Raw genomic sequence first — 12,840 nt, forward strand, 5'->3', positions numbered from 1 at the left:
GCCCGAAAAAGAACGCTTGACCTACGTGCGCCCACTGTGGCAGGCAAACGTGATCGTTTGCCCGTTTCGTGGTGATGCTCACAGGCCTGCCCGGAGGGTCGGGGCGGAGGTCCCGGACCTCGGTCCCGGCCCTCCGGGCAGAACGGCTCACCGCGGGTGTTCAGCCGGAGACGCTGGCGCGGCCGTTCTCGATGTGGCCCATGAGCCGACGGCGGAAGCCGCCGGGCGCGGTCACCTCGATGTCGTACCAGCCGTGCGCGTCGGCGGCCGAGTGCACGACGGTACGGGTCTTCCCGGGCTTCACGGTGACGGTGCGGGTCCAGTCCCCGAGGTCGGCAGAGTCCTCGGGGTCCACGTATCCCAGCGGCCGCACCGTGAAGGAGACGGGCGCCGAGCCCGTGTTCCGTACGGTGAGGTGCAGGTCACGGTCATGGTGGTCGATCCGGGAGGCGAGCTCGGCGCCGCCGGTCGCGGGTCCCTCGAACTCGCGGCGGAAGCCGTTGGGGCCGGTGATCGTGAAGCGGTAGCGATCACCCGGAACGGGGACGTTCCACTCGCCCGCCCTCGTGACGTCCTTGTGCTGCGGGACGGCGAACTCGCCCGCGTACGGGTAGAGGGCGAAGTGCGCGCTCGCCTTCCCCCGGTTGCCGAGGGCGACCCGCACGGTGCCGGCGCGGAGGGTCGCCTCGGCGTCCGGCTGGTACGGCAGCGGGCGGGCGCGGCGGACGCCGGGCTCCTGGACGGGCATCCGCTGTACGGCCGGGGGCTGCGGCCGCCATCGGCCGCTGAAGGGCGGGATCGGGCCCGGCTGGTCGACGTCGGGCTGCCGGCGGCCCCGCTGGAAGTCGAAGGCGGAGGTGAGGTCGCCGGTGACGGCCCGGCGCCAGGGGGTGATGTTGGGCTCCCTGATGCCCGTCAGCCGCTCCAGGAAGCGGATCACCGAGGTGTGGTCGAAGGTCTCGGAGCAGACGTAGCCGCCGACCGACCAGGGGGAGACGACGAGCAGCGGGACGCGGATGCCGAGGCCGGTGGGCTGGCCCTTCCAGCGCTCGTCCGTGTTGTCGGCCGGCGGGACCGGCGGCGGCACGTGGTCGAAGAAGCCGTCGTTCTCGTCGTAGTTGATCAGGACGACGGTGTGGCGCCAGACGTCGGGGTGCGCGCCGAGGGCGTCGAGCACCTTGTAGACGAGGGTCGCGGAGGCGATCGGCGAGGAGGAGCCGGGGTGCTCGGAGTCGATCGCGGACGGCACGAGGTAGGAGACCTCGGGGAGGGTGCCGGCGGCGACGTCGGCGCGGAAGGCGTCGGCGAGGGTGCCGCTCTCGACGCGGCGCAGTCCGCGCTCGAAGAGGGAGCGCTCGGCCTCGGTGAGGGTCGCCACGCCCTCCTCCAGGAGACCGAGGAGGCGGGCGCGCTCGGCGGTGTCGTCGGTGTCGCGGACGGCGGCGTAGAAGGACTCCATGAAGGTGTGCCCGCCGGTTGCGGCGAGCGCCTTGCGGGCGATCTTCTTGAAGCTGGTGAAGAACTCGATGTTGTTGTCGGTGAAGTTCTCCCACTCGGTGTACGTCTTCCAGCTGCGCCCGGCGGCTTCGAGCCGCTCGGCGTAGGTGGGCCAGCCGTAGCCGGGGTGGGTGCCCTCGGCGTACGCGGCGTTGGTGACGGCGCGGCTGCCGTCGGCCTCGAAGCCGGTCCAGCCGGACCAGAGGTGGTTGCGGTTGGGGCTCGTCGAGGTGTGGATGGACGAGTGGTAGGCGTCGCAGATGGTGAAGGTGTCGGCGAGCTCGTAGTGCAGGGGGATGTCCCGCCGGTCGTAGTACGCCATGGTCGCGGCGGTCTTGGCCGAGACCCAGCCGTCCATCCAGCCGTCGTGCCAGGCCTTGCCGCCGCCGCCCCAGGAGTGGTCGAGGTCCCCGATGTACTGGAGGTCCTTCCGCTGCGTCTCGGCGGCGCCGCGGATGGGGAAGGGCAGCACGGTCCGGCCGGGTGCGGCGGGCTGCTCGAAGACGGGCCTGCCGGAGGGCAGCTCGACGGCGTTGCGGTCGGAGAAGCCGCGGACGCCGCGGAGGGTGCCGAAGTAGTGATCGAAGGAACGGTTCTCCTGCATCAGGATCACCACGTGCCGAACCGCCGACAGCCCGCCGGCCGGCGGCTCCGCGGCCATCGCGGCCTGCAACGACGGCGGCAGCAACGAGCCGGCTGCGGCGACACCGAGGGCGCCTCCGCCCAGTGCGAGGAGCCTTCTGCGGGACATCTCGGATGACAAGACCGACCTCCAGTCGACGACCAATGGTTCGCCATCGAGCCATTGGGTGGTACGCCGGGGACGGTAGTGAGACGGGATGACGGAGAGAAGACCCGGCGGGGGCGCGGTGGTGAACGTCCAAGAGCACGTGACGGGAGTCCAAGTGGCCTCCCCCACCGCTCCGGCCTCCTCCGCGTTGACCGCGGACCCATCGGAGCGGCAAGCTGACTCTCTGTCAATCACTGTGCCCTGGGGGAAATTTGAGCAGCACGGCACACCACATCGGGCCCGACTCCGCACCTGACCGGTACCGGTTGCTGCGGTCCATCGGGCGGGGCGGCGAGGCCGTGCTCTATCTCGCCGAGATCGAGCTGGCCGGCAGCACCGAGCCCGTCGTCGTCAAGATCCTCGACGCGAAGACCACCCTCACGCCCGAGATCTTCGAGCGCATCAGCCAGAAGTGGAACGAGCAGGCGGAACTGCTGCGCTTCGTCCACCGGCCCGGTGTCGTCGGCGTACGGGAGCACTTCCAGGGGCCTCCGATCCACCGGCCCGGCGAGTCCGGGACGATCAGCGGCCGGGCGCTGGCCCTGGTCATGAACCATGTCGAGGGCCTCGACCTGCGCGACTGGCGGGCCGAACGGACGCTGGCCACCGCCGCCGAGCGGCGCGAGGTGATGCGGACGCTCGAACAGCTCGCCGACGTCCTCGACTGGCTGCACTCCGGCAAGGCCACGCCGTCCGGGCGGACCGTCGTCCACGGCGACCTGTCCCCGGGCAACGTCATGGTCGACGAGCACGGCCAGGCGACCCTCGTCGACTTCGGCCTGAGCAAGCTGACCGCCGACCACCAGACGGCCGAGGTGTGGTTCACCCCCGGCTACGCGGCGCCCGAGATCTTCGAGGGCAAGCGCACCCCGAGCACGGACCGCTACGCCTTCGGCGCCATCGCGTACTTCCTCCTCTGCGGCCAGTCCCCGCCGACCGCCCCCGAGCAGCTGGTGGCCGCGCTCGGCGCGCTGCCGCAGGTCGCGGGACTCCCGGCCGAGCAGCGGGACCGGGTGCTGAGCATCGCCTCGGCCGACCCGGGCCGGCGGCCGCTGTCCCTGTCGGCGTGGGTGAAGGACGTCCGGCACGGGGTGGTGTCGACGACGACCTCCCGCCCGGCGACGGTCGCGGACGCGGTCCCGGCCGCGCCCCCGCGGAAGCCGTCGGCGCCGCCCCTGCCGATGGCACCCCCGCCGCCCGCCGCCGCTCCCGTGGCGGCCGCGCGGCCCGCCGTACCGCCGCCGGTGGTCGCCCCGCCGGCGGCGGCGCCGCAGCCGGTCGCCCCGCAGCCCCTGGCGGCCGCGCAGCCCGCCGTACCGCAGCAACCGCAGCCCTCCGCCGAACCGCCCACCGTCGCCACGCCCGGCTTCGGGCCGCCGATTCCTCCCCCGGCGTCCGGAGCGGCGGAGACGGCCCCGCCCCGGGCACCCGAACCCCGCCGCCGCCGCAAGGGCCCGCTCATCGGGGCCGTGGCCGGGGTCCTGGTGGTCGCCGTCCTCGCGGTGATCGGCGTCCAACTGCTCGGCGACAAGGAGGACAAGGGCACCGAAGGCAAGGGCGGCAGCCCCGGCACGACGAGCGCCTCCCCTTCGTCCGATCCCACGACCGATGCCCCCACGGACGAGCCGACCGAGGAGGCGACGCCCTCCGAGGAGCCCGCGACCGGGACCCCCGGCGACGAGACCACCGGCCCCGCCGCGTCGGAGAGCCCGACGGGCGACCCCGGCTCCGTACCGGACAGCAAGGAGGCCGACCTGACCGGCCTCGCACCGATCGACGGGCTCGGCGGGTTCTCGGTGAGCTCCGCCGCCACGCTCAACACCCGGGACTACGGCTCGGCCTTCACGGCCGGGTGCTCCAACGAGTCGTACATGGAGTTCAACCTCGGACGGAAGTGGAAGACCCTGGAGTTCACCGCGGGCATCGACGACGACTCCCCGACCGAGGAGGGACGGATCACCATCTCCGTGGACGACCGGACCGCCTCCTTCTCCCAGACGGTCCAGCTCGGCAAGCCGGTCGTCAAGAGCATCACGGTCACCGGAGCCCTGCGGCTGCGCATCCGCGTCGAGGACACGTGCAGCTACGACCAGGACGCGTACGTGATCATCGCCGCCCCGCTCCTCAAGCGGTAGCCGCACGCGGAACGGCCCCGCACCGGAACTCCGGTGCGGGGCCGTTCACATGTCCGTACGAGAAGGGGATCAGCCCTCGCTGACGCCCAGCTTCTCCAGGATCAGGTCCTTCACACGCGCCGCGTCCGCCTGGCCGCGGGTGGCCTTCATGACCGCGCCGACCAGCGCGCCGACCGCGGCCACCTTGCCGCCGCGGATCTTGTCGGCGATGGCCGCGTTGGCCGCGATGGCCTCCTCGACCGCCGTGCCGAGCGCGCCCTCGTCGGAGACGACCTTCAGACCGCGCTTCTCGACGACCTCGTCAGGGGTGCCCTCGCCCGCGAGAACGCCCTCGATGACCTGACGGGCCAGCTTGTCGTTCAGATCGCCGGCGGCGACCAGGGCCGAGACCCGGGCCACGTCCGCCGGGGTGATCGCCAGCTCGTCGAGGGACACGCCCTGCTCGTTGGCGCTGCGGGCGAGCTCGCCCATCCACCACTTGCGGGCCGAGGCCGCCTCCGCGCCCGCCTCGATCGTCGCGACGATCGGGTCGACCGCACCGGCGTTGAGGATGGACTGCATGTCGTGCTCCGACACACCCCATTCCTCGCGCAGCCGGTTGCGGCGTACCCGGGGCAGCTCGGGCAGCGTGCCCCGCAGCTCCTCCGCCCAGGCACGGGCCGGGGCGACGGGGACGAGGTCGGGCTCCGGGAAGTACCGGTAGTCCTCGGCGTTGTCCTTGATGCGGCCGGAGGTGGTGGAGCCGTCCTCCTCGTGGAAGTGACGGGTCTCCTGCACGATCGTGCCGCCGGAGGACAGCACCGCGGCGTGCCGCTGGATCTCGAAACGGGCAGCGCGCTCCACCGAACGGAGCGAGTTGACGTTCTTCGTCTCCGAGCGGGTGCCGAAGGTCTTGGTGCCGTGGGGGCGCAGCGACAGGTTCACGTCGCAGCGCATCTGGCCCTTGTCCATGCGCGCTTCGGACACGTCGAGCGCGCGGATCAGCTCACGCAGCTCGGCGACGTACGCCTTGGCGACCTCGGGGGCCCGCTCGCCCGCGCCCTCGATCGGCTTGGTGACGATCTCGATGAGCGGGATGCCGGCCCGGTTGTAGTCGAGCAGCGAGTGGGACGCGCCGTGGATACGGCCGGTGGCGCCGCCGACGTGCAGCGACTTGCCGGTGTCCTCCTCCATGTGGGCGCGCTCGATCTCCACGCGGAAGACCTCGCCGTCCTCCAGCTGGACGTCCAGGTAGCCGTTGAAGGCGATCGGTTCGTCGTACTGGGAGGTCTGGAAGTTCTTCGGCATGTCCGGATAGAAGTAGTTCTTCCGGGCGAAGCGGCACCACTCGGCGATCTCGCAGTGCAGCGCGAGGCCGATCTTGATGGCGGACTCGACGCCGATGGCGTTGACGACGGGCAGCGAGCCCGGCAGACCGAGGCAGGTCGGGCAGGTCTGCGAGTTCGGCTCGGCGCCCAGCTCGGTCGAGCAGCCGCAGAACATCTTCGTCTTGGTGCCGAGCTCGACATGGACCTCAAGGCCCATGACGGGGTCGTACTCGGCGAGCGCCGCTTCGTACGACAGCAGTTCAGTGACAGTCACGGTGAGACTTTCCCTCTCAGCCCAGCAGGACGTCGTCGTCGCCCAGGCGCTTGAGCTCCCGGTAGAGGATCGCCAGGCCGGTAACGATGGCGGCGGCGGACACGGCGGAGTCGATCAGCCGCAGCATGTCGTTGTCGCTGCGGGCCAGCTTGGCCTGCTTCGCGACGCTGACGGCACCGAACGCGGTGGTCGCGAGCGAGACGTAGACGCCGGTCTTGGACTTCTTGAAGTTCTTGGCCTTCTTTGCCATGGCACTCACAGCGACGGAGCCTCCTCAAGCAGCGGGTGCCCCCACTTTTCCACGAAGGCGGCCTCGACGGCGGCGCCGACCTTGTACAGCCGGTCGTCCTTCATGGCGGGGGCGATGATCTGCAGGCCGACCGGCAGACCGTCCTCGGGCGCCAGGCCGCAGGGCAGCGACATGGCGGCGTTGCCGGCCAGGTTGGTCGGGATGGTGCACAGGTCCGCGAGGTACATCGCCATCGGGTCGTCGGCGCGCTCGCCGATCGGGAAGGCGGTGGTGGGGGTCGTCGGGGAGACGATCACGTCCACCTCCTCGAAGGCCTTCTCGAACTCGCGGGTGATCAGGGTCCGGACCTTCTGGGCCGAGCCGTAGTACGCGTCGTAGTAGCCGGAGCTCAGCGCGTACGTACCGAGGATGATGCGGCGCTTGACCTCGTCGCCGAAGCCGGCCTCACGGGTGAGGGCGGTGACGTCCTCGGCGGACCGCGTGCCGTCGTCGCCGACCCGGAGGCCGTAGCGCATGGCGTCGAAGCGGGCCAGGTTGGAGGAGCACTCCGACGGCGCGATCAGGTAGTACGCCGAAAGGGCGAGGTCGAAGGTCGGGCAGTCCAGCTCGACGATCTCGGCGCCCAGCGACTTGAGCAGCTCGACGGACTCGTCGAAGCGCTGCACGACACCGGCCTGGTAGCCCTCGCCGCGGAACTGCTTGACGACACCGACGCGCATGCCGGCGACCGAGCCGTTGCGCGCGGCCTCGACGACCGGCGGGACCGGGGCGTCGATGGAGGTCGAGTCGAGCGGGTCGTGCCCGGCGATCGCCTCGTGCAGGAGGGCCGCGTCCAGGACCGTACGGGCGCAGGGGCCGCCCTGGTCGAGGGAGGACGAGAAGGCCACCATGCCGTAGCGGGAGACGCCGCCGTAGGTCGGCTTGACGCCGACGGTGCCGGTGACGGCGGCGGGCTGGCGGATCGAGCCGCCGGTGTCCGTGCCGATGGCGAGGGGCGCCTCGTACGCGGCGAGGGCGGCGGACGAGCCACCGCCGGAGCCGCCGGGGATCCGGGTCAGGTCCCAGGGGTTGCCGGTCGGACCGTACGCGCTGTTCTCGGTGGAGGACCCCATGGCGAACTCGTCCATGTTGGTCTTGCCGAGGATGACGACGTCGGCGGCCTTCAGGTTCTTCACCAGGGTCGCGTCGTACGGCGGGATCCAGCCCTCGAGCATCTTCGAGCCCACGGTCGTCGGCATGCCGGCGGTGGTGAAGATGTCCTTGAGCGCGAGCGGCACACCGGCGAGCGGGCCGAGCTTCTCGCCGCGGGCGCGCTTCTCGTCGACGGCACGGGCCTGGGCGAGCGCGCCCTCACGGTCGACGTGCAGGAAGGCGTGGACCTTCTCGTCGACGGCCTCGATGCGGGCGAGGTGCGCCTCGGTGACCTCGACGGCGGTCAGCTCGCCGGCGGCGATCTTCCCGGCGATCTCGGCCGCGGTGAGCTTGATGATGTTGTCCGTCATGACTGTTAGTCCTCCCCCAGGATCTGCGGCACCTTGAAACGCTGCTGCTCCTGGGCCGGGGCGCCGGAGAGCGCCTGCTCGGGGGTGAGCGACGGACGGACCTCGTCCGCGCGCATGACATTGGTCAGCGGCAGCGGGTGGGAGGTCGGCGGTACGTCTTGGTCGGCGACCTCGGAGACGCGGGCGACCGCGCCGATGATGTCGTCGAGCTGGCCGGCGAAGTGATCGAGTTCTTCGCCCTTCAGCTCCAGACGCGCCAGCCGTGCGAGGTGGGCGACCTCCTCGCGCGTGATGCCAGGCATGCGGATCCTCACGGGGTGAGCTTGATGGTGTGGGCCCATCCTATGGGGCCGGTGCCGCTGCCCGTGAAACGGTTTGCCCGGGGTCGTCTCCCCGGGGTCACACGGCCTACGGAACGACCTGGCCCGAGGGGTGGTCCACGTCCAGTTCGGCGGCGATGTCGGCGGGTCGGCGCCAGCCGTGCTCGCCCCGGGCGAGCAGCCAGGCGGTGGCCTCGCCCGGCGGCATCGCGGCGGCGACGAGCCAGCCCTGGACGGCGTCGCAGCCCAGGTCGCGCAGGCGCTCCCAGGTCTCGTCGTCCTCGACGCCCTCGGCGACGACGAGCAGGCCGAGGGAGTGGGCGAGGTCGACGGTGCAGCGGACGATCTCGGCGTCCTCGGTGTCCACGGCGAGCCGGGCGACGAAGGAGCGGTCGATCTTCAGTTCGCTGACGGGGAGCCGGCGCAGATGGACGAGGGAGGAGTAGCCGGTGCCGAAGTCGTCGAGGGACATCTTGACGCCGTGGCCGGTGAGGCCGTTGAGGGTGTCGGCGGCGCGCTGGGGGTCCTCCAGGAGGACGTGCTCCGTTATCTCCAGCTGGAGCGCGCCGGCCGGGACGCCGTGGCGGGCGAGCCGGGCGGCGACGGCGCCGGCGAAGCCGGGGGTGTGCACGTCGCGGGGCGAGACGTTGACGGCGACCGGGACGTTGAGGCCCTGGGCGCGCCAGCGGGCGACCTGGGCGAGGGCGGTCTCCAGGACGTACTCGGTGAGGTGCGGCATCAGGCCGGAGGACTCGGCGATGGCGATGAACTCGTCCGGCGGGACCTTGCCGCGCTCGGGGTGGACCCAGCGGACGAGGGCTTCGAGTCCGGCGACCTGGCCGTCGAAGCGGACCTTGGGCTGGTAGTGGAGTTCGACCTCGCCGGCGTCGAGCGCGCGGCGCAGGTCGCCGAGGAGGCCGAGCCGGTCGGGGGTGTTGGAGTCGCGCTTGGACTCGTAGACCTCGACGCCGGTGCGGTCGCGCTTGGCCTGGTACATGGCGACGTCGGCGCGGCGCAGCAGGCCTTCGGCGTCGAGGGCGTGGTCGGGGAAGACGGCGACGCCCGCGCTGGCCTCCAGGACGAGGGTGAGTCCGTCGAGGTCGAGCGGGGAGGAGAGTTCGGCGACGAGGTGGCGGGCGACCCGCTGGGCGCTGGTGGTGGAGTCGGCGGTGGGCAGCAGGACGGCGAACTCGTCGCCGCCGAGCCGGGCCGCCTCGGCGCCGCGGGGCAGGGCGAGGCGGAGCCGGTCGGCGATCTGGAGGAGCAGCCGGTCGCCCGCGAGGTGACCGAGGGTGTCGTTGACCGATCGGAAACGGTCGAGGTCGATCAGGACGAGGGCGGCGCGGGCCCCTTCGCCTTCGGCCTCCTCCAGGGCGGTCCAGGCCCGTTCGAGGAGCCACTGGCGGTTGGGGAGTCCGGTCAGCGGGTCCCGCAGCTGTTCCTCGGCACGGGCGCGGGCGATCCACAGGGTGGAGTCGAGGGCGATGAGAGGGACGGCGAAGAGCGGCAGCAGGACGGGCCGGGTGGCGGCGACGACGCAGATCAGCGGGGCGATGCCGAGCAGGGCGACGGCGACGAGGCCCTGTCTCAGGAGCGCGGTGCGGGCGACGGTGGGCAGTCCGCGGGTCGGCGGGGCGAGCGTGTACCACAGGAGGAGCCGGGTCACCACCAGGTAGGTGGCGGCGGCGAGGACGACTTCCGGGAGGTCCCCGATCGTCCAGTCGAGGGGCTGCCAGGGCTGTTCGACGGTGGGGACGTCGTCGAAGAGGGCGAGGACGAGGGCGGCGGCGGCGACCCCGAGGACGTCGGCGGCGCCGTGCAGCAGGCCCTGTCGCCAGCGGTGCCGGCGGGCGGCGCCGACCAGGGTGACGACGGTCATCGAGACGAGTCCGGCGGGCACCCAGCCGTAGAGCAGGAGGACGGCGAGGGTGAGGGCGGCGCCCGAACCGGTGCCGCCCCACCAGCGGTCTCGGCCGAGGGCGACCAGGTGTCCGACGATGAGGCCGGTGAGGACCGCGAGGGACCAGCCGGTGACCCCGCCGGGGAAGAGGCCGCTGCCGGCGCTCAGGCCCTGCTGGAGCCCGACGACGAGCACGACGGCGGCGATGCCCACCACGGCTGCGGGCAGCCGGGAGGTGAAACCCGGGGACACCACACGGCCGTGCGGCCGTGGGACCGGGGCGGCGCTCTCGGTCGGTTCCATTCCCGTCCCTCTCACAGGCGGCGGTGCCGTCGGTGTGCGATGGGCCGCGGTCAGGCGGCCGTCCGTCGTCCGGCCGTCCGTCGTGCGTCGGACGACCGAGGGCACTGCCGGTCGTACGTCGTGCCACGGGGCCGTTGTCCTGACGCCACGACCGGCAGAGCCCTCGCGCGGTCGTGGCAGGACTGGGCGCACGGTCACCACAGTAGGCCGCCGAGGGCGTCGACGGGCAGCGCTCTCCCTGTCTTGCCCGAATGCGACCAGGCCACCCGTAACGATCTGGTATGCGCCGAACGGGTGACCGTCGCACGGTCGTCGGGAGGGGGAGGAAGGGGTGCGGGCGGGCCGCGGGTGGCTACTGCGCGGCGGGGACCGCGGCCTCCCGAGCGGCGTCGGGCCCTTGTTCGAGCAGGATCGCGAAGCCGTCCTCGTCCAGAACCGGAACCTTCAGCTGCATCGCCTTGTCGTACTTCGAACCAGGGTTTTCACCGACGACGACGAACGCTGTCTTCTTCGAAACGGAACCGGTCACCTTCGCTCCGAGGCTCTGGAGGGACTCTTTTGCGCCATCCCTGGTGAACTTCTCCAGGGTCCCGGTCACCACGACCGTGAGGCCCTCCAGCGGACGCGGGCCGACGTCCTCCCCGGCGCCCTCGTCCTCCAGAGTGACCCCGGCCGCGCGCCACTTGCGCACGATCTCGCGGTGCCACTCCTCGGAGAACCACTGCTTCACCGCGGTCGCGATGATCCCGCCGACCCCGTCGACGGCCGCCAGCTCCTCCTCGCTCGCCTGCTCGATCCGCTCCAGCGAGCGGAACTCGCGGGCCAGCGCCTCGGCCGCGACCGGACCCACGTGCCGGATGGAGAGGCCGTTGATGAAGCGGGCCAGCGGGCGGGTCTTGGCGGCCGCGATGTTCTCCAGCATCGCCAGGGCGTTCTTCTTCGGCTCGCCCTTCTGGTTGGCGAAGACCGTGACGATCTTCTCCTCGCCGGTCTTCGGGTCCCGCCGGGGCAGTCCGCTGTCCGGGTCGAGGACGTACGCCTTGATCGGCAGCAGCTGCTCGATCGTCAGGTCGAAGAGGTCGCCCTCGTCCGCGAGCGGCGGCTCGGCGGGCTCCAGGGGGCGGGTGAGCGCCGCCGCGGCCACCTTGCCGAAGCTCTCGATGTCCAGGCACTGGCGCCCGGCGAGGAAGAAGAGACGCTCGCGCAGCTGCGCCGGGCAGGTCCGGGCGTTCGGGCAGCGGAGGTCGATGTCGCCCTCCTTCATCGCCTTCAGCGGCGTCCCGCACTCAGGGCACTCGGCGGGCATCACGAACTCCCGCTCGCTGCCGTCCCGCAGGTCGGCGACCGGCCCGAGGATCTCCGGGATGACGTCGCCGGCCTTGCGCAGCACGACGGTGTCGCCGATCAGGACGCCCTTGGCCTTCACGACCTCCTGGTTGTGCAGGGTGGCGAACTCGACCTCGGAGCCGGCCACGGTCACCGGCTCCACCTGCGCGTACGGGGTGACGCGGCCGGTCCTGCCGACGCCGACCTTGATGTCGATCAGCTTGGTGTTGACCTCCTCAGGCGCGTACTTCCAGGCGATGGCCCAGCGCGGGGCGCGCGCGGTGGAGCCGAGCCGGCCCTGGAGCGGGATCTCGTCCAGCTTGACGACGACGCCGTCGATCTCGTGCTCCACGGAGTGACGGTTCTCCCCGAAGTACGCGATGAACTCCCGCACCTCGTCGAGGGAGCCGACCACCTTGTTGTGCCGGGCGGTGGGCAGGCCCCACTCGCGCAGCAGCTCGTACGCGTGGGAGAGGCAGTCGATGTCGAAGCCCTCGCGGGCGCCGATGCCGTGGACGACCATGTGCAGCGGCCGGGAGGCGGTGACCTTGGGGTCCTTCTGGCGGAGCGAACCCGCCGCCGCGTTCCTCGGGTTGGCGAAGGGCTTGTCACCGGCCTCCACCAGGCGGGCGTTGAGCCCCTCGAAGGCCTCCATCGGGAAGTAGACCTCGCCGCGGATCTCCACGAGGTCCGGGATCCGGTCCCCGTGGAGCCGCTCCGGGATGTCGGCGATCGTGCGCACGTTGGGCGTGATGTCCTCGCCGGCGCGTCCGTCGCCGCGGGTGGCGGCCCGGGTGAGCCGCCCGTGCTCGTACGTGAGGTTGACCGCGAGGCCGTCGACCTTGAGCTCGCACAGGTAGTGGAAGTCGGGGGTGCCGACGTCCCGCGCGACCCGCTCGGCCCAGGTGGCCAGCTCCTCGTCGTCGAAGGCGTTGTCGAGGGAGAGCATCCGCTCGCGGTGCTCGACGGAGGTGAACTCGGTCTCGTACTGCCCCGCGACCTTCTGGGTCGGCGAGTCCGGCGTCCGCAGCTCCGGGTACTCCTCCTCCAGCGCCTCCAGGGCGCGCAGGAGCCTGTCGAAGTCGCCGTCGCTGATGACCGGCTGGTCCTTCACGTAGTACCGGAAGCGGTGCTCCTCGACCTGCTCGGCCAGATCGGCGTGCTTCTCCCGTGCCTCGGCGGGCAGGGCCCCCTGTTCGACTGCCACCTTCGTCCGTCCTCCCGTGCCTCGAAACC

General features: G+C 71.8%; 8 protein-coding genes. 1 reads left to right on the top strand and 7 read right to left on the bottom strand.

The annotated features are described in order from the left end of the window. Positions 1-160 precede the first annotated feature (160 nt). Positions 161-2,260 (bottom strand): phosphocholine-specific phospholipase C, encoded by a 2,100-nt coding sequence (locus tag ACIP84_RS23795; protein WP_401800088.1) that lies wholly within the window; start codon positions 2,258-2,260, stop codon positions 161-163. 239 nt (positions 2,261-2,499) lie between these two features. Between ACIP84_RS23795 and ACIP84_RS23800 the strand changes: the two genes are divergently transcribed. Then, positions 2,500-4,422: a protein kinase gene (locus tag ACIP84_RS23800; RefSeq protein ID WP_401800092.1), complete on the top strand. Its 1,923-nt coding sequence runs from the start codon at positions 2,500-2,502 to the stop codon at positions 4,420-4,422. A 69-nt stretch (positions 4,423-4,491) separates the two neighbouring features. Here the strand turns inward: ACIP84_RS23800 and gatB are convergent, their stop codons facing one another. The 6 genes from gatB to ligA all read right to left on the bottom strand — a co-directional run bounded on the left by gatB (position 4,492) and on the right by ligA (position 12,811). Further along, entirely contained in the window at positions 4,492-6,003 is a 1,512-nt protein-coding gene (gene gatB, locus ACIP84_RS23805; protein ID WP_401800095.1) for an Asp-tRNA(Asn)/Glu-tRNA(Gln) amidotransferase subunit GatB, read from the bottom strand. A 16-nt stretch (positions 6,004-6,019) separates the two neighbouring features. Then, a complete protein-coding gene (locus ACIP84_RS23810; RefSeq protein WP_355969791.1) occupies positions 6,020-6,253 on the bottom strand; it encodes a hypothetical protein in 234 nt (77 codons plus the stop codon). Between the two features lie 5 nt (positions 6,254-6,258). Then, positions 6,259-7,755 (bottom strand): Asp-tRNA(Asn)/Glu-tRNA(Gln) amidotransferase subunit GatA, encoded by a 1,497-nt coding sequence (gene gatA, locus ACIP84_RS23815; RefSeq protein WP_355969762.1) that lies wholly within the window; start codon positions 7,753-7,755, stop codon positions 6,259-6,261. Positions 7,756-7,760: 5 nt separating this feature from the next. Further along, positions 7,761-8,057: an Asp-tRNA(Asn)/Glu-tRNA(Gln) amidotransferase subunit GatC gene (gene gatC, locus ACIP84_RS23820; protein WP_015036350.1), complete on the bottom strand. Its 297-nt coding sequence runs from the start codon at positions 8,055-8,057 to the stop codon at positions 7,761-7,763. Positions 8,058-8,163: 106 nt separating this feature from the next. After that, positions 8,164-10,278, bottom strand: coding sequence for a bifunctional diguanylate cyclase/phosphodiesterase (locus ACIP84_RS23825; RefSeq protein WP_355969764.1), 2,115 nt, complete (start codon positions 10,276-10,278; stop codon positions 8,164-8,166). A 352-nt stretch (positions 10,279-10,630) separates the two neighbouring features. After that, positions 10,631-12,811, bottom strand: coding sequence for an NAD-dependent DNA ligase LigA (ligA, locus tag ACIP84_RS23830; RefSeq protein WP_355969767.1), 2,181 nt, complete (start codon positions 12,809-12,811; stop codon positions 10,631-10,633). Between the last annotated feature and the right edge of the window lie 29 nt (positions 12,812-12,840).

The sequence above is a fragment of the Streptomyces sp. NPDC088707 genome (genome assembly GCF_044752725.1).
In the GTDB taxonomy this organism is placed as follows: Bacteria; Actinomycetota; Actinomycetes; order Streptomycetales; family Streptomycetaceae; genus Streptomyces.